The following is a 25,203-nucleotide window of genomic DNA, read 5'->3' as shown; positions in this document are numbered from 1 at the left end:
CTTTCTGACCTGCAAACTTTTGTTGAACTTTGCCCTTTCTTTTGCCCGGGGTCACTCACAGCCTGCTCTTACGCGCTTGTTAGGTTCAGCCATCGCTCACCAGCGCGGCGTCTGTTCACCGCGCGCGACGGCTTGGAGTGTTCGAATTTTGAGAAGATCCAAGGCGCACGTATTCCGTGCGCCACTGAGGCGTGTCTGGCGGTGGCCCATACCGGCCCTGGCGCTCAGCCTGCTGACCGCCGGGCTCACCGCCACACCCGCCATGGCGGGCACTGCCGACCCTGAGCGGCCGGGCCTGCAGAAGCTCACCAAGGTCGGTGGAGCGCCCGTCACCGGCAAGCCCGCGGCGGGCCCCGCCGAATCGCAGAAGAAGGCGTGGAAGACCTCCGCTCCGAAGATCGCCTGGCCGAAGGCCGGTTCGGCGGACATCGACCTTCCGGAGGCGTCGGCGCCGCCGCTCGTCAACCTGAAGTCGGCGCGGGGCACGGCCGGGGCCTTCGCCCTGGGACCCGCGAACACCCCGGGCAACCCCGTCAAGGCGGGCGCGCTCCCGGTGACCTTCGCCGCGCTCCCGGCTCCTCTCGCGACGGACCCGCAGTCCGCCCCGAAGAGCGCCGCCAAGCAGAGCCCCGCCGCCGGAGCGGCCGCCGATGACGCGGCCGCCGCCGCCAAGCCGGTGAAGCTGAAGGTCGGCCTGCTCGACCAGGCCGCCGCGAAGCGGGCCGGGCTGGCGAACAGCCTGCTGCTGTCGGTGAAGCGCACCGACTCCGGCACGGCCCCCGCGCCCGTCTCCGTAGAGCTCGACTACGACGCCTTCAAGAACGCGTACGGCGGCAGCTGGGGTTCCCGGCTGCGCTTCACGGCCGTCCCCGCGTGTGCGGCGACCACTCCGGACAAGCCGGAGTGCAAGGGCAGCGTCCCGGTCACGACGAAGAACGACCCGGTGACCGGCAAGCTCGTCGCCACGTTCATGGCGCCGGCCTCGTCCTCCGCCCCGGTCACCCCGTCCGGCAACGCCGAGATGAAGCTGTCCGCGGCCTCCTCGGTCACCGCCGTCACGGCGGCCTCGGGCACCTCGGGCATGATGCTGGCGGCCACCCCCGGCGCCGACGGCGCGAACGGCACGTACAAGGCCACCTCCCTGAACCCCTCGGGTGCCTGGCAGGCCGGCGGCTCCGCGGGTGACTTCTCGTGGTCCTACCCGATGGACATCCCCGCCTCCCTCGGCGGCCCGAGCCCCTCGCTCTCCCTCGGCTACTCGAGCGCGCAGATCGACGGCCGCACCTCGGCCTCCGCGCAGCAGACCTCCTGGGTCGGCGACGGCTGGGACCTGGCCTCGAACTACATCGAGCGGGGCTTCGTCCCCTGCAGCCAGGACAAGAAGGAGGGCTCCGGGTTCAACAACCCGAAGGACGACACCGGAGACCTCTGCCACGGCCCACCGATGGTCACGCTGTCGCTGAACGGCGGCTCCCAGCAGCTGGTCCTGGACGACGCCACCAAGAAGTGGCGTCCGGCGAAGGACGACGGCTCGCGGGTCGAACTGCTCCAGGGCGCCCAGAACGGCGACAAGGAGGGTGACCACTGGAGGTTCACCAACCCCCAGGGCATCCAGTTCTACTTCGGCCTGAACAAGCTGTCCGGCTGGGCGGCGGGCAAGCCCGTCACCAACTCCGCCTGGACCGTCCCGGTCTACGGCAACCAGCCCGGCGAGCCCTGCTACAACGCGGTGTTCGCCGACGCGGTCTGCGACCAGGCCTACCGCTGGAACCTCGACTACGTCGTGGACCCGCGCGGCAACGCGATGACCTACTGGTACCAGAAGGAGGTCAACCACTACGGGTCGAACTACAAGATCGCGGGCGGTTCGACCGCCCGGGCGTACGACCGTTCCGGCTGGCTGGACCACATCTCGTACGGCCTGCGCAACGACAACCTGTTCGCCGAGGCCCCGGCCCAGGTCAACTTCACGGTCGCCGAACGCTGCCTGGTCACGGCCAACTTCGACTGCGACCCGGCCAAGCTGAAGCCGGAGGTCGCCTGGGACATCGCCAAGAACTGGCCCGACACCCCCGGTGACCAGCTCTGCGCGGCGGGCGAGGAGTGCAAGGGGCGGTTCACCCCGACCTTCTTCACCCGCAAGCGCCTGACCGAGATCAGCACCTCGGTCTGGAACGGCACCAAGCGCAACCCGGTGGACTCCTGGAAGCTGACCCAGGACTTCCCGATGACCGGCGACGGCACGGACTACCCGCTGTGGCTCGGCGAGATCAAGCACACCGGCAAGAACGGGGCCGACACCCCGATGCCGCCGGTGAAGTTCCGCGGCAAGCAGCTCGACAACCGCGTGGACGGCCAGGGCGACGGCAAGCCCCCGTACCGCCGCTACCGCATCGAGGCGATCGACAGCGAGACCGGCTCGACGATCCTGGCGCACTACAAGGACCCGGAGTGCCGCACCGCCGACCCGCGCGTCATGCCGGCTTCACCGGAGTCGAACACCCTGCGCTGCTACCCGGTGATCTCCGAGATCCCGGACCCGAACGACCCGAAGCACGAGAAGAAGCTCTACACCACCGACTGGTTCCACAAGCACGTCGTGGACTGGGTCCAGGAGGAGGACCGCAACGGCAACTCGCCGACGCGGCGCACCGAGTACGAGTTCCTCGGCAACCCGGCGTGGGCCTTCGACGACGAGACCGAAATGATGCGGCCCAAGACCCGCACCTGGTCCCAGTGGCGCGGCTACGAGCGGGTACGCACCTTCATCGGCTCGGCGCCGGACAAGCGCTCGCAGACGGAGACCCTGTTCTTCCGCGGCCTCGACGGTGACCGCGCCACCCCCGCGGGCGGCAAGAAGTCGGTCAAGGTCAAGGACTCCGAAGGCAACGAGATCGCGGACCACCGCCTCTACGCCGGCCAGACCCGCGAGGTCCTGGCGTACAACGGCGAGGGCGGCGCCCTCGAGGCGGCGACCACGTACACCCCGTGGATCTACGGCCCGACGGCAACGCGCGTGCGCAAGGGCGCGACGGCCGACGAGGACGTGGAGCCGCAGCAGTCCTTCGTCCAGCAGACGACGGGGGTCAACTCCCGGATCCTGCTGTCGGACGGGCGCGGCTGGCGGCGTACGGCGATGGAGACCAAGTACGACAACCGCGGCTTCGCCGAATGGGTGTCGAACAAGGGCGACGTGGCCGACCCGTCGGACGACAGCTGCACGCGGTACGAGTACGACTCGGACGAGACGCGCTGGATCATCGCGCGGCAGAAGCGGGTGGAGAACGTCGCCAAGGCGTGCGACGCCACCAACCTGCAGCGGCCGGCGGACGTGACGTCGGACGCGCGGATGTACTACGACGCGGCGGGGAACCTCAAGTCCACCGAGTCGCTGTCCGGGTACTCCAATGGCACCCCGGTCTACACCACGGACGGCAGCGCGACCTTCGACTCGTACGGTCGCATGAAGACCACGACCGACGTGTTCGGTAAGACCTCCAAGGTCGACTACACGCCGGCATCAGGCCAGATCGTCACCAAGGTCGTGACCACCAATCCGGCCGGTCACACCGATACAACGGAAACCGACCAGGGCCGCGGCTCGGTCCTGGCCAAGCAGGACACCAACGGCCGCCGCCAGGTCATGCAGTACGACGGTCTCGGCCGACTGCTCAAGGTCTGGTCCCCGGACCGCGACCCGCTCTCGAAGTCTCCGGACGGCGAGTTCTCGTACGACGTCCGAACCGACGGTCCGGTCGTCATCTCGACCAAGAGTCTGCTGGACGACGGCACCTACCGCACCAGCTACGACATCTACGACAGCAGCCTGCGCATCCGCCAGACCCAGATGGAGGCGCTCGGAGGCGGTCGGCTCGTCTCCGACACCTTCTACAACAGCCTCGGCCAGGTCTGGAAGAGCAACGGCGCCTACTACACGGCCGGCGAGCCTTCCGGAGTCCAGTGGGCTCCGAAGGACAACGAGGTCCCGTCCTCGACGATGACCGAGTACGACGGCTCGGGCCGCTCGACCGCGCAGATCTCGCGCAAGTTCGGCCTGGAGACCTCCCGTACGACCACCTCGTACGGCGGAGACAACATCACCGTCGACCCGCCGAAGGGCGAGACCCCGACCCGGGCCTTCCTGGACGGTGCGGGCCGCAAGACGGAGCTTCGGCTCTTCCGCGCTGACTCGCCGACCGGCGCGTACGACAAGATGCTCTTCTCGTACAACCAGCGCGGCGCCATGGAGTCGATCGTCAATCAGGCGGGCGACAAGTGGGGCTTCGAGTACGACATCCGCGGTCACCAGACCAAGCAGACGGACCCCGACAAGGGTACGGCGACCATGACGTATGGTCAGGGTGACCGCCTGGCCACCCTGACCGATGCCCGGGGCAAGGTCATCGCCCCCGAGTACGACGAGTTGGGCCGTGTCATCGCCACCCATGAGGGTTCGGTGACGGGGCCGAAGCTGACCTCGACCACGTACGACACCCTGCCGGGCGCCGTCGGCCTCCCGGTCGCATCGACCCGCTACGTCAACGGCAACGCCTACACGCAGGAGGTGACCGGCTACGACAGCGAGTACCGCCCGACGGGGACGAAGATCACCATCCCCGCGTCGGAGGGGGCCCTCGCCGGTTCATACAGCTTCTCCAACGGATACAGGCCGAACACCGGCCTGACGGCATGGACGAACCAGCCCGCCGTGGGCGGTCTGCCCGCCGAACTCACCAGCATCAAGTACAACCACCTCGAACTGCCCACCATCATGGGCATCCAGGGGAAGACCTTTGTCGGCAAGGTCGACTACTCGCCCATGGGCGACGTGCTCCGCACGGAATCCGGCCCGGCCGGCTCCCAGGTCTACTCCACGAGCTTCTACGACGAGCAGACCCGCCGCCTCACCCGGACGGTCAACGACAAGGAACAGTCCCCCAGCCGGATCAACGACACGTCGTACGACTACGACGCCGTCGGCAACATCCTGAAGGTCACCGACAAGGAGGGCCCGACCGCCACTGCCGACGTGCAGTGCTTCGCCTACGACTACCTGCGCCGCATGAACGATGCATGGACCGCGACGGACGACTGCGCGGCCCAACCTGGCGCCTCCGGACCCGACTCGAAGCCGCAGGTCGGCGGTCCGAGCGCGTACTGGAACTCGTACAGCTTCGACGCGGCAGGCAACCGCACCAAGGAGGTCCAGCACTCCCCGACCGGTGACCTCACCAAGGACGTCACCCGCACCTACGCCTACGGCACACCCGGTCAGGCCGGAGCCAACGGGCTGAGGAAGGTCGACACCACCGGACCGGGCGGCTCCCGCACCGAGTCCTACACCTACGACGAGACGGGCAACACCAAGACCCGCACCATCCAGGGCAATACCCAGAACCTGGAGTGGGACGCCTCAGGCAAGCTAACAAAGGTCACCAAGGGCACGGAATCGACGGAGTTCGTCTACGACGCCGGCGGTAACCGCCTGATCAAGCGCGAGCCTTCGGGCACGACGCTGTATCTGCCGGGCACCGAAGTGAAGCTCACGGCGGCGGGCAAGCTGGAGAGCACCCGCTACTACGCCCACCCGTCCGGCCCGACGATGGTCAAGACGGCCAAGGACGGCGTCATCACAACGTCGTACCTGATGGGCGACAAGAACGGCACGGCGACGACGGCTGTCGACGCGACCACTTCCGTGGTCACCCGCCGGAAGTTCACGCCGTACGGCGACGTCCGCGGTGCGGCCCCGTCCCTTTGGCCGGGCAAGAAGGGCTTCGTCGGCGGAGAGCTCGACGACAGCACCGGGCTCGTGCACTTGGGTGCACGTGAGTACGACCCTGCGACGGGCCGGTTCCTGTCGGTCGACCCCGTCGTCGACTTCAACGAGCCCAAGCAGCAGAACCCGTACGTCTACGCGAACAACTCGCCGGTGACGTTCAGCGACCCCAGCGGTCTGTCGATCGCGCCGCCCACCATGCCGATCAAGGACTTCTCGGACGCCGAGGCGGCCTGGGCGAACATGATCCAGGGCAAGAGCGCCCTGGACATCGCGCTCGAAGTCGCGATGGGCATCCTGAAGGACGCTTCGGGCTACAACGACATCCGTGACTGTCTGGGCGGCGACTGGGGCGCGTGCGCCGGACTCGCTCTGGACGCGGCACTGCCGTTCGCGGGACGTGCGAAGCGCATCCTCAAGGCGCTGGACCGCGCGTGGGACGCCTTCAACAGCTGGTCTCACAAGCTCGCCCTGGCACGGGACATCCTCAGGCGGGTCGAGCGCTACCAGCAGGCGATGGCGAAGTACGCCGAAGACCTCGCCGAGTGGAAGCGGCAGATAGAGGAAGCCGCCGAACGCGCGAGAAAGCTGGAGGAAGAGGCCGCAGCCGCCCGGAGAAGGGTCCAGGAGGCAGCAGCCGCAGCCGCCAAGAAGGCCGATGAGGCCAAGGCGGCGGCGGCCAAGCAGGGCAAGGCCTCCGCGCAAAAGGCAAAGAAGGCCGACGGCGACGGCAAGGCATCAAAGGCCTCGGAGACGAAGAAGGCCGACTCCCCGAAGAAGTCGAACGGCAAGGACTCCGACAGCGGCAGCTCGCAGCAGGGCGAAACCTGCAACAGCTTCGTGCCCGGCACGAAGGTCCTCATGGCCGACGGCTCGTCCAAGCCGATCGAGGACGTCGCCATCGGCGACGAGGTCGTGGCCACCAACGCGGAGTCCGGTGCGACCACGGCTCAGCCGGTCGTCGCGCAGATCATCGGCGAGGGTCAGAAGAACCTGGTCGAGATCACGATCGACACCGATGGCTCAGCGGGTGACGCTTCCGAGAAACTGACCGCGACCGACGGTCACCCCTTCTGGGCACCGAGCCTGGACCGGTGGCTGAAGGCTACCGATCTCACAGCCGGCCAGTGGCTCCAGACCTCCTCCGGCACCTGGGTACAGGTCACCGAGATCCAGCGCTGGACCCAGCAGAAGAAGGTCCGCAACCTCACCGTTGCCAGCGAGCACACGTACTACGTGCTCGCCGGGGCCGCTCCAATCCTTGTCCACAATTGCGACGTAGCGTTGGGGCAGAAGTCGGAGGGAACCTACGCTTGGGCCAAAGACAAGGGCTTCAAGCACTTCGGCAACCTCGGTAAGGATGAGTGGCAGGGGCCTGTAGAGGCCGCCATCCGGGACACGTCCAACAACCTTCATGTGAACATGAAGGGTATGGGCAGCTTCAAAGAATCGGCCATGGACGGACTCAAGCCGGGGCACCCATATGCCACGGATGTGGAGTTCGGCATGATAGCCAGGGCTGTCGTGCACGGTGGCCGTAAATGGTCATCCATCACCTTCTATCGACCAAACGCCAAGGGAGTCCTCGAGTCTTACTCGATCCCGGAGCCGGACTGGTCAACCATGGGCAGGATCAGGCCTTATATCAATTAGACCTGCGCGTACCGTGTCGAGTTCAGAGAGAGGCTCCGTGATGACGGAATCAATCAAGGGCGACCTGTATCCCGACATCGTCACGATGGGTGGTCTCATCTCAGCGATAGAGGCTGCCGCCCGCAAGAAGGGCGTCGACTTGAGCCGGGTCTACAGTCAATACGAATCGGGGCCGGGGCTCTACGTAACGGCTGAGGTCGATTCATCTCGAGGAAGGATCTCCGTGTCGCTGGACGACCGGAGCAGAGCATTCCACCTCGGGATCCAGGAGAATCGATTCATTTGGGCCGATGGCGTGACCGAGGACCTCGAAGAGGTGGTCGCGGCATGCAGCGCATGGCGCGACGGTACGCCAGTGGAAGAGTTCGCGGAGGAGTTCCCCTTCATGACTCCCGGCCGACTGGCCAGAGCTCGCGAGACAGGTGACTCGACTCAGGCTCAGTGGAAATGGCTGCGAACCTCGGAGATATTCACCGCGGAGCGCCCACTAGTGGAAGCCTTTCACGCAGATGGCAGATTCCACGACCTCTTCCCCAACCTCAGCCACGGAACTCTGCGACTCAGCACAAATTTCGGGGTTCAGGGGGCCCGGGAAATACAAGTAATCCCGACATCTGGAGGCACCTACCGGGTGGAGGACACTGCGGCCAAAATTTCAGGCAGGCTCGCCGCCTCTCTGGAGGAAGCCCTTGCAGCAGCCGCCGAATCCCTCAGTGGCGACTGATTCGAGGTTGCCGACACCTCAACCGAATAGCAACGAAAGGCGATTTCCATAGGTCATGGCAACACGGGCTCGTGTTGCCATAACCGCAGCCCATTTCCAAAAACGCCCGGCTGGGGTTCCCAGCCGGGCGTTTTGCGTGGGCGCCCCTCACCGCCGCCGCATGTCCGCCACCCTCGCGCGTTCGCGCTCGCCCGGCTGGGGGTCCGGGATCATGCCCGCGCTGCGGAGCTGGGCCGTGGGGCCGCCGCGGCGCTGGACCGGGAGGGGGGATTCGCGGCGGGGGCGGCGGCCCGCCATGCCGTCGCCCGTGGCGCCGGGGGACGCGGCTCCGCCGGCCACCGTGATCTGGACTCCCTGGTCCGCCAGTGCCTGGAGCTCCGTGCCCGCGCGGTCGTCGTGCGGCGGGGGCTCGTCCGTGACCAGGCGGGTCATCACGTCCGTGGGGACCGTCTGGAACATGGTGTCCGTGCCCAGCTTCGTGTGGTCCGCCAGGACCACCACCTCCGCCGCCGCCTGGACCAGGGCGCGGTCCACGCTCGCCGAGAGCATGTTGGACGTGGACAGGCCGCGCTCCGCCGTCAGGCCGCTCCCGGAGAGGAAGGCGCGGGAGACGCGCAGGCCCTGGAGGGACTGTTCGGCACCGCTGCCGACGAGGGCGTAGTTGGACCCGCGCAGGGTCCCGCCGGTCATCACCACCTCCACGCGGTTCGCGTGGGCCAGCGCCTGGGCGACCAGGAGGGAGTTGGTCACGACGGTCAGACCGGGCACCCGGGCGAGCCGGCGGGCCAGCTCCTGGGTCGTGGTACCCGCGCCGACGACGATGGCCTCGCCCTCTTCGACGAGGGAGGCCGCGACATCGGCGATGGCGGTCTTCTCCGCCGTCGCGAGATGGGACTTTTGCGGAAAGCCGGATTCACGGGTGAACCCGCCCGGCAGCACCGCACCGCCGTGCCGGCGGTCGAGGAGTCCTTCTGCCTCCAGTGCCCGCACGTCCCGCCGTACGGTCACTTCGGAGGTCTGGACGACGCGGGCGAGCTCCCGGAGCGATACCGCTCCGTTGGCCCGCACCATTTCGAGGATCAATTGGCGACGTTCTGCAGCGAACACGAAACTGACAGTAACCCCAACGACCGTCTGCTTTCAGCTCCTTGCGCCGGAATTCCGAAGTTGTCCATACGGTGGGGCAACTAGTGGTATACGCGGTCGGCCCGCCGCGCACCTGCTCCGCGACGGGCCGTCAGTCCACACCAAAACCCTTGCACACAAGGGGCGTTACCGGGATTTATGCCTCTCCGGCGGCCTTCCGGGTGTGCAGCTGGCGCGCCACTTCCGCGATCGAACCGGACAGCGAGGGGTACACGGTGAACGCGTTTGCGATCTGCTCGACCGTCAGGTTGTTGTCGACGGCGATCGAAATCGGGTGGATCAGCTCGCTCGCGCGCGGCGAGACGACCACGCCGCCGACGACGATGCCGGTACCCGGGCGGCAGAACATCTTCACGAAGCCGTCCCGGATGCCCTGCATCTTGGCGCGCGGGTTGCGCAGCAGCGGGAGCTTCACGACCCGGGCGTCGATCTTGCCGGAGTCCACGTCGGCCTGGGTGTAGCCGACGGTGGCGATCTCGGGGTCGGTGAAGACGTTCGAGGAGACCGTCTTGAGGTTCAGCGGGGCCACCGCGTCGCCGAGGAAGTGGTACATCGCGATGCGGCCCTGCATGGCGGCCACGGAGGCCAGCGCGAAGATGCCGGTCACGTCGCCGGCCGCGTACACGCCGGGCGAGGAGGTGCGCGAGACCTTGTCGGTCCAGATGTGCCCGGACTCCTTGAGCTTGACCCCGGACTCCTCCAGGTTCATGTTGCTCGTGTTCGGGATCGCGCCGACCGCCATCAGGCAGTGCGTGCCGGTGATGACCCGGCCGTCGGAGAGGGTGACCTCCACGCGGTCGCCGACCCGCTTGGCGGACTCGGCGCGGGAGCGGCCGATGACGTTCATGCCGCGACGGCGGAAGACGTCCTCCAGGACGGCGGCGGCGTCGGGGTCCTCGCCGGGCAGCACGCGGTCACGGGAGGACACCAGGGTCACCCGGGAGCCGAGGGCCTGGTAGGCGCCGGCGAACTCGGCGCCGGTCACACCGGAGCCGACCACGATGAGCTCTTCCGGGAGCTCGTCGAGGTCGTAGACCTGGGTCCAGTTCAGGATCCGCTCGCCGTCGGGCATCGCGTCCGGGATCTCGCGGGGGTGGCCGCCGGTCGCGATGAGCACGGCGTCGGCCGTCAGGATCGTCTCGGTGCCGTCGGCCGCGGTGACGATGACGTCGCGCGTGCCGTCGATGCCCTGCGGGCCGCCGAGCTTGCCGCGGCCCCGTACGACGCGGGCGCCGGCCCGGGTGACGGAGGCGGTGATGTCGTGCGACTGGGCGAGCGCGAGGCGCTTGACGCGCCGGTTCACCTTGCCGAGGTCCACGCCGACGACGCGCGCGGCCTGTTCCAGGGGCGGCGTGTCGTCGGCGACGACGATGCCGAGCTCCTCGTACGACGAGTCGAAGGTCGTCATGACCTCGGCGGTCGCGATGAGAGTCTTGGAGGGCACGCAGTCGGTGAGTACCGACGCTCCGCCCAGACCGTCGCAGTCCACGACGGTCACCTCCGCGCCGAGCTGGGCCCCCACGAGGGCCGCCTCATACCCGCCTGGTCCGCCGCCGATGATCACGATCCGGGTCACGAAAACTCCGCCTCACGTCTACCCGGCCGGCTGCCGCCCCGGCCGGGGCTTCCGGGGGGTCTCCCCGGGGGATGCTGTCCGTGCCCCATTGTCCCGCACGCATCAAGGTGCTTCACGCAGGGTCCGCCATACGGGCAGGGCCTGGCCTACGGAAGCCAGGGACGAGGCCGGGCCGAGGACCGGGCGGCGTCCAGGCGGCGTCCGGGCGCGGCCCCGGCGGGGCACGGGCGCGGTACCGGCAGGGTCCGGGAAGGGTCCGGGCGGCATCCGGGCGCAGCCCCGGCACGGTCCCGGCAGGGCACCACCTCGGTCCCGGCAAGCCCCCGGCAGGGGTTGGGCATCCGGGCGGGCACACGACGGAGGCCGCCCCTCCCGTACTCTCGACCTCATGTCGCTCTACGCCGCGTACGCCGGCAACCTCGACCCGCGGCTGATGACGCGCCGCGCTCCGCATTCGCCGCTGCGCGGCACGGGCTGGATCAACGACTGGCGCCTGACGTTCGGCGGCGAGCAGATGGGCTGGGAGGGCGCGCTGGCGACGATCGTCGAAGCGCCTCGCCACCAGGTCTTCGTTGCGCTGTACGACGTCGCTCCGCTGGACGAGGACTCGATGGACCGGTGGGAGGGTGTCGGGCTCGACATCTACCGCCGCATGCGGGTGCGCGTGCACACCCTGGACGGCGAGGAAGCGGCCTGGGTGTACGTCCTGAACGGCTACGAGGGCGGCCTCCCCTCGGCGCGCTACCTGGGCGAACTCGCTGACGCGGCCGAATCCGCGGGCGCGCCCCACGACTACGTGATGGAGCTCCGCAAGCGCCCCTGCTGAGCCCGGTCCGGCCCCGGCGACGGCGCCGCACGGCTCCCGCGCACCCCGCCGGGGACAATTGGTCGGAAACGACAAAGCAACGATCCGAATACCGTGAGCGGCGCCATCTACGCGCGTAGGCCATCACCGGCTACGCTCGTCTGCGTGAACGCATCTGTTACCGACCCCTTCGCCGCCGCCGACGCCGCAGCCGCCCGCCTGCGCGAGCTGACCGGCGCCGAAACCCACGATGTCGCCCTCGTGATGGGCTCCGGCTGGGCCCCCGCCGCAGAGGCGCTCGGTGCGCCCGAGGCCGAGTTCCCGGTCACCGACCTGCCCGGCTTCCCGCCGCCCGCCGTCGAGGGCCACGGCGGCAAGATCCGCTCGTACAAGATCGGCGACAAGCGCGCGCTGCTCTTCCTCGGCCGGACCCACTACTACGAGGGCCGCGGCGTCGCCGCCGTCGCCCACGGCGTCCGTACCGCCGTCGCCGCCGGCTGCAAGACCGTCGTCCTGACCAACGGCTGCGGCGGTCTGCGCGAGGGCATGAAGCCCGGTCAGCCCGTGCTGATCAGCGACCACCTCAACCTCACGGCCACCTCGCCGATCGTCGGCGCGAACTTCGTGGACCTGACCGACCTGTACTCGCCGCGCCTGCGCGCGATGTGCAAGGAGATCGACGAGACCCTCGAAGAGGGCGTCTACGTCCAGTTCCCCGGCCCGCACTACGAGACCCCGGCCGAGATCAACATGATCCGCGTCATGGGCGCCGACCTGGTCGGCATGTCCACCGTGCTGGAGGCCATCGCCGCCCGCGAGGCCGGCGCCGAGGTCCTCGGGATCTCCCTGGTCACCAACCTGGCGGCGGGCATCTCCGGCGAGCCGCTGAACCACGAAGAGGTGCTCCAGGCCGGCCGCGACTCGGCCGCGCGCATGGGCAAGCTGCTGACCCAGGTCCTCGCCCGGATCTGACCGAGCGACCCGACCGACGACGAGAGGTAGTGCAGGACGTGCAGGACGCGCAGGACGATCTGATCGCACGGGCCCAGGCCTGGCTGGCCGAGGACCCGGACCCCGAGACCGCGGCCGAACTCGCCGCGCTCATCGAAGCCGGTGACACCGCCGAGCTCGCGGACCGCTTCTCCGGCAGGCTCCAGTTCGGCACCGCAGGGCTCCGCGGCGAGCTCGGCGCCGGCCCGATGCGGATGAACCGCAATGTGGTCATCCGGGCCGCGGCGGGCCTCGCGGCCTACCTCAAGGCCCAGGGCCACGACGGCGGCCTGGTCGTCGTCGGCTACGACGCGCGCTACAAGTCGGCCGACTTCGCCCGCGACACCGCCGCCGTGATGACCGGCGCCGGGCTGCGGGCGGCCGTCCTGCCGCGTCCGCTGCCGACCCCCGTCCTCGCGTACGCCATAAGGCACCTGGGCGCCGTCGCCGGCGTCGAGGTGACCGCGAGCCACAACCCTCCCCGGGACAACGGCTACAAGGTCTACCTCGGCGACGGTTCGCAGATCGTCTCCCCGGCCGACGCCGAGATCGCGGCACAGATCGACGCGATCGCCGCGCTGGCCGACGTACCGCGCCCCGAGGGCGGCTGGCAGGACCTCGGCGACGAGGTCCTGGAGGCCTACCTGGCGCGTACGGACGCCGTGCTGACCCCCGGCTCCCCCCGGGGCGTGCGCACCGTCTACACGGCCATGCACGGCGTCGGCAAGGACGTGGTCATGGCCGCCTTCGCCCGCGCCGGCTTCCCCGAGCCGGTCCTGGTGGCCGAGCAGGCGGAGCCGGACCCGGCCTTCCCGACCGTGGCCTTCCCCAACCCGGAGGAGCCGGGCGCGATGGACCTGTCCTTCGCGACGGCCGCCCGCGTCAACCCGGACATCGTCATCGCGAACGACCCGGACGCCGACCGCTGCGCGGTGGCCGTCCCGGACGACTCCTCCGCCACCGGCTGGCGGATGCTGCGCGGCGACGAGGTCGGCGCGCTGCTCGCCGCGCACCTGGTGAGCAAGGGCGCTCAGGGCGTCTTCGCCGAGTCGATCGTCTCCTCCTCCCTCCTCGGGCGGATCGCGGACGCGGCGGGCGTGGGCTACGAGGAGACCCTGACCGGTTTCAAGTGGATCTCCCGGGTCGAGGGCCTGCGCTACGGGTACGAGGAGGCGCTCGGCTACTGCGTGGACCCCGAGGGCGTCCGCGACAAGGACGGCATCACGGCCGCCCTGCTCGTGGCCGAGCTGGCCTCGGTGCTCAAGGAGCAGGGCCGGACCCTGACCGACCTGCTCGACGACCTGGCCATGGCGCACGGACTGCACGCCACCGACCAGCTGTCGGTGCGCGTGGAGGACCTGTCGGTCATCGCCTCGGCGATGGCGGCGCTGCGCGCCCAGCCCCCGCTCTCGCTGGCGGGCCTGCGGGTCACCTCGGCGGAGGACCTCAACCAGGGCACGGCGGCGCTCCCGCCCACGGACGGGCTGCGCTACTACCTGGAGGGCGAGTACAAGGCCCGGGTGATCGTCCGCCCGTCCGGCACGGAGCCCAAGCTGAAGTGCTACCTGGAGGTCGTGGTCCCGGTGGCGGAGGCCTCCGACCTGGCCCCGGCCCGCGAACGCGGGCAGGAGGTCCTCGACGCGATCAAGAAGGACCTCGCGGCGGCGGCGGGCATCTAGGTCGTCTCTTTCGGATCTTGCCGGGCGGCGCGGGCCCGGCGAGATCCGGAAGAGACGGCCTAGCCCCGCCGATCCCACCCGACCGGCCCCGGACCCCTCGGTCCGGGGCCGGTCTGCGTGACGGGGCCGCCCATCAGGCGCTGTACGGGTTGAACGGCGGCTCCTGGGCCGCCGCCGACACGACCCGGGTCCGGCGGCGGTACTCCGCGGTCGGTACGCCGCCGACGCCCCAGCTCTCCAGGTCGACCTCCTCGATGACGACGAAGGTGGTGGCGGGGTCCTTGTCGAGGACGTCGACCAGCAGGCCGGTGACCCCGGCGATGATCTCGGCCTTCTGGGCGGCGGTGGCACCTTCGCGGGTGATCTTCACATTGACGTACGGCACGGTTCGGGTCCTCTCGGGATACGGGGGTAAGGGGACGGGGGCAAGGGCGAGGCTCAGGAGCGGCCGGTGACGTGGCCGCCGTCCACGCGCAGGACGTGGCCCGTGACGAACTCCGCGGCCGCGAGGTAGAGGACCGCCTCCGAGATCTCCGCGACCTCGCCGACCCGGTTCAGCAGCGCGAGGCCCCCGTACGCGTCCACGTCGGCGCCCTCGTGCAGCGGCGTGCGGACGATGCCGGGCGCCACGAGGTTGACCCGGATGCCGTCGGCCGCCAGCTCGGCCGCCAGGCTGACGGTCAGCCCGTGCACGCCCGCCTTGCTCGCCACCGGCGCCGAGGCCGGGAAGCCGGCCAGGCCGTGGTCCACGAGAACGGTGCCGATGTTGACGACCGCGGCGCCGCGCCCCCGACCGCGCACCGCCCGGACGAAGGCCTGGGTGGTGAGGTAGGTGCCCTTGAGGTTGTGGGTCAGGAACCCGTCCAGCTCCTCCTCGGTGACCTCGGTGAAGGGCTTGGACGCGAAGGTCCCGGCGTTGTTCACGAGGACGTCGGCGCTCCCGAACCGGTCGAGGGCGGTACGGACGAGCGCCTCGCCGGTGTCCCGGTCGGCGATGTCGCCGACGACCCAGGCCGTGCGCTCCGGTCGGCCGAGGACGGCCGCGGCCTTGGCGAGGCGGCCGTCGTCGCGGCCGTTGAGCACGACGTTGTCGCCGCGCTCCAGGAAGGCCCGGGCGATGTCCAGGCCGATGCCGCTGGAAGAGCCCGTGACGAGGGCGGTACGGGTGACGGCGGTACGGGTGACGGCGGTGCGGGTGACGGCGGTGCCGGTCGTGGTGGCGGACATGATTCAAGTGCCTTTCGTACCCGACCGGTTCCCCGGCCGGCGCGTTCGCTGACACCAGAAACCTACGAGCCGTCAATCCATCACACCACGACCGATTTTGAAGCATGTCATAATCCAGCGTTATGGATGTGGATCTGCGCGACCTGGAACTCCTGGAGGCGATGGCCGAGTCCGGCTCGCTGACCGCCGCCGCCGCGCGGCTCTACGTGAGCCAGCCCGCCCTCAGCCAGCGCCTGACCCGGCTGGAGGACCGGCTGGGCATGCGGCTCTTCGAGCGCACGGGCCGCCGCCTCGTGCCGAACCCGGCCGGCCGCAGGATGCTCGTCGCCGCGCGCCAGGTCCTCGGCGAACTGGAGTCGGCCACCCGCGACCTGCGCGACATCCGTGACGGCAAGGACCGCCGGGTGCGCTTCGCCGCCCAGTGCAGCACCACCTTCCCGTGGCTGCCGCCCGTCCTGCGCGCCTTCCGCGAGCGGGAGCCGGACACCGAGGTGCGGATCGTCACGGTCCCCGGCGACGCGCCGATCCCGGCCCTTCTGGCCGACCTCGTCGACGTCGCCATGGTCACCAAGACGGACCCGCAGATGGACCGGGTGGAGCTGACCCGGATGTTCGAGGACGAGATGGTGGCGGTGGTGCCCGCCGGACACCCCTGGGCGTCGCGCACGCACGTGACGGCCCGCGACTTCACGGGCGTGGACCTGGTTCTCTACGACGTCTACGACCAGAGCCGGATCCCCTCGGAACCGCTGCCGATCCCCCGGGGTGCCCGCCCCGCCCGCATCACCACCATGCCCCTGGTGACCGACCTGGTCATCGAGATGGCGGCGGGCGGCCAGGGCGTGGCGATCCTCCCGAACTGGGTGGCCGCACCGTACGCGTCCTCGCACGGCCTCGCCCTGGTCCGCATCGGGGCCAAACCCCTGACCCGCACCTGGTTCTGCGCCACCCGTCCCGGGCCCCTGCCGCCCCTCCAGGCCGCCTTCGTGGAGGAACTGACCACCCACCTCACGGGCCCCCGGCCCGCCTGAGGACGGCCGGGCTCAGCCCGGGACCTGCGTCAGGAGGCGCCGGCCTTCGGGGTCGGGAGGACCACGTCGCCCAGGGTCGGGACCGCTTCCGGGCGGGAGCGGACGGCCGCGCTGCACGACCACGCCCGCGGCGGATCCGTGTCCGGGCCGCCCAGGACCACCGGCCCCTGCCCCGCCGACACCACTTCGCTCTCCGAGAGCGTGCACACGATCTGCGACAGGGCCCCCAGCGGCAGGTCCTCCGGCTTGCGGCTGAGCCGGACCGTCCCCGCCGGATCTCCCGGCCGCGGGTCCGCCGTCGTCAGCCCGGCCGGGACCCCGGTCGTGAAACCGGCGTCCCGCTCCTCCGGTGACGGATCGCGCTGGAGCGCTTCCAGCAGGGCCTGGCTGACGAGCACCACCGCGTCCTTGGACGACTTCTTCTCCGGCATCGGCACCACCCGCTCGACGCCGACCAGTTGGGAGCCGCAGACCAGTTCCACCGTGGCCCGGATGCCCTGGACCGTGCTCGTTCCGGCCGACGGCTTGGCCGGGGTGTCACAGGACACCCGCGAGGGCGCCGCGCCCACGTCCACCGGCACGGTGCTCGCCTGGATCCCGCACCCCGCGACCGCGAGCCCCCCGATGGCGAGCCCGCACAGGACCGCGACCGCCGAACTGCGCACCGCGCCGAGCACCGGACCGCGCTCCGGACCGAGCTCCGAACTGCGCACGCGACTACGCCTCGTCTTCATGCGCGATCACCTTCCCCACGTCCATCGGCAGCCGCAGGGTGAACAGCGCACCGCCCTCCGCCCGGTTCGCGGCAGTGATGTCCCCGCCGTGGATGTGCGCGTTCTCCATCGCGATGGACAGGCCCAGCCCGCTGCCGTCCGACTTCGGCCGGGACGCGCTCGCCTTGTAGAAACGGTCGAACACGTGCGGCAGCACGGCCTCCGGGATGCCCGGCCCGTTGTCGCGCACCGCGATGACCAGCCACTCCCCCTCCACCAGCACGGAGACCCGTACCGGCGAACCGCCGTGCTTGAGCGCGTTGCCGATCAGGTTGGCCAGGATCACGTCGAGGCGCCGCGGGTCCAGGCGGGCCACGATCCCGCGCTCCGCGTCGAGTTCGACCGCGTCCAGCCAGGCCCGCGCGTCGATGCAGGCCGTCACCATGTCGGCGACGTCCACGTCGTCCAGCACCAGCCGGGCCGTCCCCGCGTCGAAGCGGGTGACCTCCATCAGGTTCTCCACCAGGTCGTTGAGGCGCCTGGTCTCGCTGACGACCAGCGCCACCGCCGGTGCGATCATCGGATCGAGGGTCTCGACCTCCTCCTCCAGCACCTCGGCGACCGCCGTCAGCGCCGTCAGCGGCGTGCGCAGCTCGTGGGACATGTCCGCGACGAACCGCCGGCTGGACTCCTCCCGGGCGCTCATGTCGGCGACCTTCTTCTCCAGCGCCTCCGCCGTCTTGTTGAAGGTGTGCGACAGATCGGCGAGTTCGTCCGTGCCCGACACCTCCAGGCGGTGGTCCAGCTCCCCCTCGCCGAGCCGCCGCGCCGCGTCGCCCAGGCGCTGTACGGGCTTGAGCACGGTCCGGGCCGCGGCCTGCGCGAGCAGTGCGGAGCCGAGCAGCGCGAGGCCGGTGGCGATGGTCAGCGACCAGGCCAGGGCGTTGAGGTCGTCGCGCTCCTGGGCGAGGGACTTGTACATGTAGCCCGTCGGCCCGCCGCCCACGATCCGGGTGCCGCCGACCAGGTACGGATTGCCGTCGGGCTTCGTCCGCTGCCAGTACATGTGGTACTCGGCGTCGTTGACCGCCGTCGTCTTCTGCCGGTCGTTGACCGCGTGCTGGAGCGACTTGGGGACGTCGGCCATCCGGAAGGCGTCCGGACCGGCCGCGCCCGTCACGGTGGTGTGGTCCTTGCGCTCGTGGACCAGCAGCACGCTGTAGCCGGGGCTGCTGCCCGCCATCATCTCGGCGGTGCGCTGCAGCTCCTCCTGCGTCGGATCGATGGGCAGCGCGGCGGCCCGGTTCTGCATCTCCTGGCGGAAGTCGCCGAGGACGGCGTCCTGGGTCCGGTCCAGAACGGCCTGGCGGTTGAGCCAGTACGCGATCCCGGAGGCGGAGACGGCGGTCGTCAGCGCGACCAGGGCGAACACGATGAGGAGCCTCAGCCGCAGGCTGGTCCAGCGCCGGCCCGCGAAGAGGGCTTTGATCACTGAGGGGAGTCCAGTCTGTAGCCGACGCCCCGCACCGTACGGATCAGGGTGGGCGAGGAGGGCACTTCCTCGACCTTGGCGCGCAACCGCTGCACGCACGCGTCCACGAGGCGCGAGTCGCCCAGGTAGTCGTGTTCCCAGACCAGCCGCAGCAGCTGCTGGCGCGACAGGGCCTGCCCGGGGCGGCGGCTGAGTTCCAGCAGCAGCCTCAGCTCGGTCGGGGTGAGCTGGAGGTCCTCGCCGTTCTTGGTGACCGTCATGGCGTTGCGGTCGATGACCAGCGAGCCGAAGACGGCGGAGTCGGTGGCCTCGCGCTCGCCGCGGCGCAGTACGGCGCGGATGCGGGCGTCGAGGACCCGCCCCTGGACGGGCTTGACGACGTAGTCGTCGGCCCCCGATTCCAGGCCGACGACCACGTCGATGTCGTCGTTGCGCGCGGTCAGCAGGATGATCGGCAACTGGTCGGTACGGCGGATGCGCCGGCACACCTCGAAGCCGTCGATCCCGGGCAGCATGACGTCCAGGACGATCAGGTCCGGACGCTGCTCGCGCAGCAGCTTGAGGCCGTCTTCTCCCGTCGCCGCGGTGGCCACACGGTGGCCCTGGCGTGACAGGGAGAGTTCGAGGGCCGTGCGGATGGCGTCGTCGTCCTCGATGAGCAACAGGAAAGGCACGGGCTCATTCTGTCCCATCGCCCCTCGGGACTTCGACCGTCCTGCCCACCTGATCCTCCGGGGGCCCCTGTGACAGGCCTGTGACAGTCGAAGGACACCCCGGTTATGTCCGGCGGGCAGTCTTCTACCAACGAACCAGACAGACTCCACGACGGGGGGCGCGAGATGAGCACGCTGCACGCCACCACCACCAGCGCGGTTGTCACGCGGCTGCACGATGTGAACCGCAGGACGGCCGTCCGAACGGCGACGGCCCCCACCCGGCGGCCGTCGCACGTGGTGGCCATCGACGCGAAGACCTACGAGCGCCCCTCCGTCCCCGCGCAGCGCACGGCGGGCTCCCCGGCCGACTCCTCCAACGAGGCCGAGTTCACGGCGTACGTCCAGGAGCGGCGGGCCGCCCTGTACGCGACGGCCTTCCACCTGACGGGCGACCGCTACGAGGCCGAGGACCTGCTGCAGACCGCGCTGTTCTCCACGTACCGCGCCTGGGACCGCATCAGCGACAAGGCGGCCGTCGGCGGCTACCTGCGGCGCACGATGACCAACCTGCACATCAGCGCCTGGCGCCGCCGCAAGCTCAGCGAGTACCCGACCGAGGAGCTCCCGGAGACGGCCTCGGACACGGACGCGATGGGCGGTACGGAGCTGCGTGCGGTGCTGTGGCAGGCGCTCACCCGCATCCCGGAGCCGCAGCGCACGATGCTGGTGCTCCGGTACTACGAAGGCCGCACCGACCCGGAGATCGCCGAGATCCTGGGCATCAGCGTCGGCACGGTGAAGTCCAGCATCTGGCGCTCGCTGCGGCGGATGCGCGAGGACGAGGCCCTGAACTTCGGCGCCGACGAGGCGGAGTCCTTCGAGAAGCTCGTCGCGTAGAACCAACAGACCAAGGGGCCAGGGGGCCCGTCCTACGGGGGTGGGACGGGGGTCACGGGGGCAAAAGGCGGGATCAAGCGGATGGGGGTCCGCTGGTCCCGCCTTTTGGCGTCCCACGATCCAGGTGAAATCCAGCCTCGCCGGCGTTTGAGGCGCGGGGTCCGGGGCGGAGCCCCGGTTTCGGGAAGGGGCGGGGTGGGGGAAAGCCCCGCAGGGCAGCGGCGGCTAGGCCGGGGCGGCGGCCCGGTGGCGCCCCGCCGCGGCAGCGGCAAGCCGCCCGAGGGCCTCGTCACGACCACAGGCGTGCGCCCCCAGCGCGATGTGGCGGGCCACGATGCCCCGCTCGGCCCGCATCAGCCGCCATCCCCGACGCAGCAGGAAGAGGACGGACTTGCGGCCCTCCCGCAGGTCCCGCGCGAGGCGCCGGCGGAAGGTCGTGGAGGGACGGCCCCGCAGGCAGATCGCATCCGCCAGCAGCCCCAGCTCCTGGCACCGCACCGCGACGTCCGCCGCGAAGATCCCCTCGGCTATGAACAGCGGGGTCCGCGAGATGTCCAGGGCTTCGGTCCCGGTCCGCGAGGACGTGGCGATGTCGTAGACGGGAACCTCCGTGCGCCCGGCCGCGCACAGTTCCGCGATCGCGGCCACGGCCGCCTGCGCGTCCCAGGACAGCGGGGAGTCCCAGTCGATGTCGTCGCTGCCGTCGACCAGCGGGAGGGTGGGATCGTCACCCTCCTTGTAGAAGTCGTCCAGGCGCAGCACGGGCAGCCCGGACCGGGCCGCCAGCGAGGACTTGCCGGACCCCGAGGGTCCGGTCAGAAGGACGACACGCGTAGGCAAAGGAGAGGTACGGCTCACGGAACAACAGTGTGAACTATTACCTCGCGCAGGGGACCTACCGAAAGACCCGTTGGTATCCAGGATCACACCTCCACTACGCTGCGTGCGCACGCGACTACCAGACCGTACGAGCCCACAGGCGGGAATCCATGGCACGTCACGCAGCCCCCAAAGCCCCCCAGACCAAGGCGCTGCGCACCGCAGGCCTGACCCTCTCGATGGCCGGCGCGGCCCTGGCGATGGCCGCCGGCGGCGCCCAGGCGGGGGAGCTCTCGGTCCCCGCGGCCCTGGCCGGGGTGGCCGATCCGATCTCGAACCTCAAGGTGAACCCGCTGGCCAACACCGGTGTGGACCCGCTGGACAACGGGGTGGCCACGAAGGTCGCCGACTTCCCGTCAGTGGGCACGGGCATGCTGACGGGCAGCCTGACGCGCGGCCCGTCGATCGGCGAACTGCCCACCGCGGCGGCGTCCTCGCTGCTCGGCCCGCTGCTGCCGGGCGCCGTGAAGTAGGGCGCCGAACGCTTCGTAGGACACGAAGAGGCCCCGGCAGCGCGGGGGACGCTGCCGGGGCCCGTTTTCGGGGGCGGGTCTAGTACGAGGATCCGCCCGCGCCCAGCGACCCGGTCGGGTGCCAGACGGTCTTGGTCTCCAGGAAGGCCGTCATGCGCGCCGTTCCCGGGTCCGCGCTCCAGTCGCCCACAGGCTGTGGACGCAGAACGCGCTTGAGGTTGTCCGCCGCCGCGATCTCCAGCTCCTTGGCGAGCGCGGAGTCGGCGCCCGCCAGGTCGATCGCGTTGACGTCCTGGTGGGACGCCAGGTGCGGGCCGATCTCGGCGGCCTTGCCGGACAGGATGTTGACCACTCCGCCGGGCAGGTCGGAGGTGGCCAGCACCTCGCCGAGGGAGAGCGCCGGGAGCGGCGCCTTCTCCGAGGCGATGACGACGACCGTGTTGCCGGTGGCGATCACCGGGGCGATCACGGAGATCAGCCCGAGGAAGGAGGACTCCTGCGGGGCGACGACCGTGACGACACCGGTCGGCTCGGGGGTCGAGAGGTTGAAGAACGGGCCCGCGACCGGGTTGGCCCCGCCCACGATCTGGCCGATCTTGTCGGTCCAGCCCGCGTACCAGACCCAGCGGTCGACGGCCGCGTCCACGACCGCCGCGGCCTTGGACTTCGACAGCCCCTCCGCCTCGCCGACCTCGCGGACGAACTGCTCCCGGCGGCCCTCCAGCATCTCGGCGACGCGGTAGAGGATCTGACCGCGGTTGTACGCGGTCGCACCCGACCAGCCGCCGAAGGCCTTGCGGGCGGCGACGACCGCGTCGCGGCCGTCCTTGCGGGAGGACAGCGGGGCGTTGGCCAGCCACTTGCCCTTCGAGTCGGTCACCTCGTACACCCGGCCGCTCTCGGATCGCGGGAACTTGCCCCCGACGTACAGCTTGTAGGTCTTGAAGACGCTCAGACGCCCGGCGGCGGAGCCGCCCTTGTCGGTACTGCGCTGCTGATCAGACATCGAGGTAGCCCTCCAGGCCGTGGCGGCCGCCTTCGCGCCCGAAGCCCGACTCCTTGTAGCCGCCGAAGGGCGAGGTCGGGTCGAACTTGTTGAACGTGTTGGCCCACACCACACCCGCGCGGAGCTTGTTCGCGACCGCGAGGATGCGCGAGCCCTTCTCCGTCCAGATGCCGGCGGACAGGCCGTACTGGCTGTTGTTGGCCTTGGCGACGGCCTCGTCGGGCGTACGGAAGCTCAGCACGGACAGCACCGGGCCGAAGATCTCGTCGCGGGCGACGGTGTGCGCCTGGGTGACGTTCGTGAAGAGCGTCGGGGCGAACCAGTAGCCGGCGGACGGCAGCTCGCACGCCGGGGACCAGCGCTCGGCGCCCTCGGCCTCGCCGGTCTCCACGAGCGCGGTGATCCGGGCCAGCTGCGCGGCGGAGTTGATCGCGCCGATGTCGGTGTTCTTGTCGAGCGGGTCGCCGAGGCGCAGCGTGGACAGGCGGCGCTTGAGCGAGTCGAGCAGCTCGTCCTGGATCGACTCCTGGACCAGGAGGCGCGAGCCCGCGCAGCAGACCTGGCCCTGGTTGAAGAAGATGCCGGTGACGATGCCCTCGACGGCCTGGTCGATGGGGGCGTCGTCGAAGACGATGTTGGCGCCCTTGCCGCCCAGTTCCAGGGTGACCTTCTTGTCCGTGCCGGCGACCTGGCGCGCGATGGCCTTGCCGACGGCGGTGGAGCCGGTGAAGGCGACCTTGTTCACGTCCGGGTGCTCGACGAGGGCCGCGCCCGCGTCTCCGTAACCGGTGAGGATGTTGACGACGCCCTTGGGCAGGCCCGCCTGGCGGCAGATGTCCGCGAAGAACAGCGCCGACAGGGGCGTGGTCTCGGCGGGCTTGAGCACGACCGTGTTGCCGGTGGCGAGCGCCGGGGCGATCTTCCACGCGAGCATCAGCAGCGGGAAGTTCCACGGGATGACCTGGCCGGCCACGCCGAGCGGGCGCGGGTTGGCCCCGTACCCCGCGTGGTCGAGCTTGTCGGCCCAGCCCGCGTAGTAGAAGAAGTGCGCGGCGACGAGCGGCAGGTCCGCGTCGCGGGTCTCCCGGATCGGCTTGCCGTTGTCGAGGGTCTCCAGGACGGCCAGCTCGCGGCTGCGCTCCTGGATGATCCGCGCGATGCGGAAGAGGTACTTGGCGCGCTCGGAGCCGGGCAGCGCCGACCACTTCTCGAAGGCCTTGCGGGCGGCCTTCACGGCGCGGTCCACATCGGCGGCGCCGGCCTGCGCGATCTCGGCGAGGACCTCTTCGGAGGACGGGGAGACGGTCTTGAAGACCTTGCCGTCCGCGGCGTCGGTGAACTCGCCGTCGATGAACAGCCCGTAGGAGGGGGCGATGTCGACGACGGAGCGCGACTCGGGGGCGGGTGCGTACTCGAAAAGCGATGCCATGGTGATCAGTCCACCGTCACGTAGTCGGGACCGGAGTAGCGGCCGGTGCTCAGCTTCTGGCGCTGCATCAACAGGTCGTTGAGCAGGCTGGAGGCTCCGAAACGGAACCAGTGGTTGCTCAGCCAGTCCTCGCCCACGGTCTCGTTGACCAGGACCAGGAACTTGATGGCGTCCTTGGTGGTCCGGATGCCGCCGGCCGGCTTCACGCCGATCTGGATTCCAGTCTGCGCCTTGAAGTCGCGGACGGCTTCGAGCATGAGGAGCGTGTTCGCGGGGGTCGCGTTGACGCCGACCTTGCCGGTGGACGTCTTGATGAAGTCGGCCCCGGCCATCATGCCGATCCAGGAGGCGCGGCGGATGTTGTCGTACGTGGACAGTTCGCCGGTCTCGAAGATCACCTTGAGGCGGGCCGCGCTGCCGTCGGGGCGGACGCAGGCCTCCTTGACCGAGCGGATCAGCTCGTAGGTGTCGAGGTAGTGGCCGGCGAGGAAGGCGCCACGGTCGATGACCATGTCGATCTCGTCGGCCCCGGCGGCCACGGCGTCGGCCGTGTCGGCGAGCTTGACGGGCAGGGCGGCGCGACCGGCCGGGAAGGCGGTGGCCACGGAGGCGACCTTGACGTCGGCGCCGTTCAGGGCGGCCTTCGCGGTGGCCACCATGTCGGGGTACACGCAGACGGCAGCCGTCGTGGGCGTGGTGCGGTCGGTCGGATCGGGGTGCACGGCCTTGGCGGAGAGCGCCCGGACCTTGCCCGGGGTATCCGCGCCTTCCAGCGTCGTCAGGTCGATCATCGAGATGGCCAGGTCGATGGCGTACGCCTTGGCCGTCGTCTTGATCGAGCGGGTGCCGAGGGAGGCCGCGCGGGCCTCCAGGCCGACAGCGTCGACGCCGGGCAGCCCGTGCAGGAAGCGGCGCAGCGCACTGTCGGACGTCGTCACGTCAGCGAATGCGGTGAGGGTGGTGGGCATGGTCACCACATGAGCATATCTACGCGCGTAGCGGCCTGTCACCCCCTCCTCCCGATTGATTCGGAATCGGACATCCCGTT

At 70.1% G+C, this 25,203-nt stretch carries 19 protein-coding genes; 8 read left to right on the top strand and 11 right to left on the bottom strand.

The genetic code is table 11. The annotated features are described in order from the left end of the window. Positions 1–262 precede the first annotated feature (262 nt). Both OHU74_RS22665 and OHU74_RS22660 read left to right on the top strand, forming a co-directional pair. Complete coding sequence (locus OHU74_RS22665; RefSeq protein WP_371617575.1) at positions 263–7,432, top strand: RHS repeat-associated core domain-containing protein; 7,170 nt, start codon at positions 263–265, stop codon at positions 7,430–7,432. Positions 7,433–7,472: 40 nt separating this feature from the next. Further along, on the top strand, positions 7,473–8,156 hold the full coding sequence (locus OHU74_RS22660) for a DUF6193 family natural product biosynthesis protein (protein WP_371617574.1): 684 nt from the start codon (positions 7,473–7,475) through the stop codon (positions 8,154–8,156). 147 nt (positions 8,157–8,303) lie between these two features. On the opposite strand, the gene OHU74_RS22655 is transcribed toward OHU74_RS22660, so the two are convergent. Together OHU74_RS22655 and OHU74_RS22650 are read right to left on the bottom strand one after the other, a co-directional pair. Then, positions 8,304–9,263: a DeoR/GlpR family DNA-binding transcription regulator gene (locus tag OHU74_RS22655; protein ID WP_371617573.1), complete on the bottom strand. Its 960-nt coding sequence runs from the start codon at positions 9,261–9,263 to the stop codon at positions 8,304–8,306. Between the two features lie 175 nt (positions 9,264–9,438). Then, a complete protein-coding gene (locus OHU74_RS22650; RefSeq protein ID WP_330298235.1) occupies positions 9,439–10,878 on the bottom strand; it encodes an NAD(P)H-quinone dehydrogenase in 1,440 nt (479 codons plus the stop codon). 388 nt (positions 10,879–11,266) lie between these two features. Here OHU74_RS22650 and OHU74_RS22645 point away from each other — a divergent pair, with 388 nt between their 5' ends. From OHU74_RS22645 to OHU74_RS22635, 3 genes are all read left to right on the top strand, one after another. Then, positions 11,267–11,704 (top strand): gamma-glutamylcyclotransferase, encoded by a 438-nt coding sequence (locus OHU74_RS22645; protein ID WP_112449900.1) that lies wholly within the window; start codon positions 11,267–11,269, stop codon positions 11,702–11,704. A gap of 144 nt (positions 11,705–11,848) precedes the next feature. After that, positions 11,849–12,655 carry a purine-nucleoside phosphorylase gene (locus OHU74_RS22640; protein ID WP_330298234.1) on the top strand — a complete coding sequence of 269 codons (807 nt, stop codon included), beginning with the start codon at positions 11,849–11,851 and terminating at the stop codon, positions 12,653–12,655. A gap of 38 nt (positions 12,656–12,693) precedes the next feature. After that, entirely contained in the window at positions 12,694–14,352 is a 1,659-nt protein-coding gene (locus OHU74_RS22635) for a phospho-sugar mutase (RefSeq protein ID WP_371617572.1), read from the top strand. Between the two features lie 133 nt (positions 14,353–14,485). Here OHU74_RS22635 and OHU74_RS22630 read toward each other — a convergent pair whose 3' ends face one another. Both OHU74_RS22630 and OHU74_RS22625 read right to left on the bottom strand, forming a co-directional pair. Further along, on the bottom strand, positions 14,486–14,737 hold the full coding sequence (locus OHU74_RS22630) for a 4-oxalocrotonate tautomerase family protein (protein ID WP_371617571.1): 252 nt from the start codon (positions 14,735–14,737) through the stop codon (positions 14,486–14,488). 53 nt (positions 14,738–14,790) lie between these two features. Beyond that, positions 14,791–15,579 carry an SDR family NAD(P)-dependent oxidoreductase gene (locus OHU74_RS22625; RefSeq protein WP_371617570.1) on the bottom strand — a complete coding sequence of 263 codons (789 nt, stop codon included), beginning with the start codon at positions 15,577–15,579 and terminating at the stop codon, positions 14,791–14,793. A 122-nt stretch (positions 15,580–15,701) separates the two neighbouring features. Here OHU74_RS22625 and OHU74_RS22620 point away from each other — a divergent pair, with 122 nt between their 5' ends. Then, positions 15,702–16,610 carry a LysR family transcriptional regulator gene (locus OHU74_RS22620; RefSeq protein ID WP_371617569.1) on the top strand — a complete coding sequence of 303 codons (909 nt, stop codon included), beginning with the start codon at positions 15,702–15,704 and terminating at the stop codon, positions 16,608–16,610. Positions 16,611–16,639: 29 nt separating this feature from the next. Here OHU74_RS22620 and OHU74_RS22615 read toward each other — a convergent pair whose 3' ends face one another. From OHU74_RS22615 to afsQ1, 3 genes are read right to left on the bottom strand one after another with little or no spacing between them, the layout of a single operon-like run. Continuing rightward, entirely contained in the window at positions 16,640–17,344 is a 705-nt protein-coding gene (locus OHU74_RS22615; RefSeq protein WP_371617568.1) for a hypothetical protein, read from the bottom strand. Next, positions 17,328–18,815 (bottom strand): ATP-binding protein, encoded by a 1,488-nt coding sequence (locus tag OHU74_RS22610; RefSeq protein WP_371617567.1) that lies wholly within the window; start codon positions 18,813–18,815, stop codon positions 17,328–17,330. Before OHU74_RS22610 ends, OHU74_RS22615 begins: the two co-directional genes overlap by 17 nt. After that, positions 18,812–19,489, bottom strand: a complete 678-nt coding sequence (afsQ1, locus tag OHU74_RS22605; protein WP_243333801.1) for a two-component system response regulator AfsQ1 — start codon at positions 19,487–19,489, stop codon at positions 18,812–18,814. Before afsQ1 ends, OHU74_RS22610 begins: the two co-directional genes overlap by 4 nt. A 165-nt stretch (positions 19,490–19,654) precedes the next feature. Here afsQ1 and OHU74_RS22600 point away from each other — a divergent pair, with 165 nt between their 5' ends. Continuing rightward, positions 19,655–20,368, top strand: a complete 714-nt coding sequence (locus OHU74_RS22600; protein ID WP_371617566.1) for a SigE family RNA polymerase sigma factor — start codon at positions 19,655–19,657, stop codon at positions 20,366–20,368. Between the two features lie 225 nt (positions 20,369–20,593). Here OHU74_RS22600 and OHU74_RS22595 read toward each other — a convergent pair whose 3' ends face one another. Then, on the bottom strand, positions 20,594–21,292 hold the full coding sequence (locus tag OHU74_RS22595) for a uridine kinase (protein WP_371619768.1): 699 nt from the start codon (positions 21,290–21,292) through the stop codon (positions 20,594–20,596). A gap of 65 nt (positions 21,293–21,357) precedes the next feature. On the opposite strand from OHU74_RS22595, the gene OHU74_RS22590 reads away from it, so the two are divergent. Further along, complete coding sequence (locus OHU74_RS22590; RefSeq protein WP_371617565.1) at positions 21,358–21,720, top strand: hypothetical protein; 363 nt, start codon at positions 21,358–21,360, stop codon at positions 21,718–21,720. A 79-nt stretch (positions 21,721–21,799) separates the two neighbouring features. Here the strand turns inward: OHU74_RS22590 and OHU74_RS22585 are convergent, their stop codons facing one another. Genes OHU74_RS22585 through deoC form a run of 3 tightly spaced genes read right to left on the bottom strand, consistent with a single transcriptional unit; the run spans position 21,800 to position 25,123 of the window. After that, on the bottom strand, positions 21,800–22,726 hold the full coding sequence (locus OHU74_RS22585) for an aldehyde dehydrogenase family protein (RefSeq protein ID WP_371617564.1): 927 nt from the start codon (positions 22,724–22,726) through the stop codon (positions 21,800–21,802). Beyond that, positions 22,719–24,155 (bottom strand): aldehyde dehydrogenase family protein, encoded by a 1,437-nt coding sequence (locus OHU74_RS22580; RefSeq protein ID WP_371617563.1) that lies wholly within the window; start codon positions 24,153–24,155, stop codon positions 22,719–22,721. The genes OHU74_RS22585 and OHU74_RS22580 overlap by 8 nt, the downstream gene beginning before the upstream one ends. A 5-nt stretch (positions 24,156–24,160) precedes the next feature. Next, entirely contained in the window at positions 24,161–25,123 is a 963-nt protein-coding gene (deoC, locus tag OHU74_RS22575) for a deoxyribose-phosphate aldolase (protein ID WP_371619767.1), read from the bottom strand. Positions 25,124–25,203 lie beyond the last annotated feature (80 nt).

This window comes from Streptomyces sp. NBC_00454, assembly GCF_041434015.1.
In the GTDB taxonomy this organism is placed as follows: domain Bacteria; phylum Actinomycetota; class Actinomycetes; order Streptomycetales; family Streptomycetaceae; genus Streptomyces.
The sequence above is the reverse complement of the archived record's forward strand: the minus strand, read 5'-3'. Positions and strand labels throughout refer to the sequence as shown.

Excerpts from the sequence above, each read along its gene's own strand:
- OHU74_RS22665 (WP_371617575.1), top strand. The coding sequence starts at position 263 with ATGGCGGGCACTGCCGACCCTGAGCGGCCGGGCCTGCAGAAGCTCACC.
- OHU74_RS22660 (WP_371617574.1), top strand. The coding sequence starts at position 7,473 with ATGACGGAATCAATCAAGGGCGACCTGTATCCCGACATCGTCACGATG.
- OHU74_RS22645 (WP_112449900.1), top strand. The coding sequence starts at position 11,267 with ATGTCGCTCTACGCCGCGTACGCCGGCAACCTCGACCCGCGGCTGATG.
- OHU74_RS22625 (WP_371617570.1), bottom strand. The coding sequence starts at position 15,579 with ATGTCCGCCACCACGACCGGCACCGCCGTCACCCGCACCGCCGTCACC.
- OHU74_RS22620 (WP_371617569.1), top strand. The coding sequence starts at position 15,702 with ATGGATGTGGATCTGCGCGACCTGGAACTCCTGGAGGCGATGGCCGAG.
- OHU74_RS22615 (WP_371617568.1), bottom strand. The coding sequence starts at position 17,344 with ATGAAGACGAGGCGTAGTCGCGTGCGCAGTTCGGAGCTCGGTCCGGAG.
- OHU74_RS22600 (WP_371617566.1), top strand. The coding sequence starts at position 19,655 with ATGAGCACGCTGCACGCCACCACCACCAGCGCGGTTGTCACGCGGCTG.
- OHU74_RS22590 (WP_371617565.1), top strand. The coding sequence starts at position 21,358 with ATGGCACGTCACGCAGCCCCCAAAGCCCCCCAGACCAAGGCGCTGCGC.
- OHU74_RS22585 (WP_371617564.1), bottom strand. The coding sequence starts at position 22,726 with ATGTCTGATCAGCAGCGCAGTACCGACAAGGGCGGCTCCGCCGCCGGG.
- OHU74_RS22580 (WP_371617563.1), bottom strand. The coding sequence starts at position 24,155 with ATGGCATCGCTTTTCGAGTACGCACCCGCCCCCGAGTCGCGCTCCGTC.
- deoC (WP_371619767.1), bottom strand. The coding sequence starts at position 25,123 with ATGCCCACCACCCTCACCGCATTCGCTGACGTGACGACGTCCGACAGT.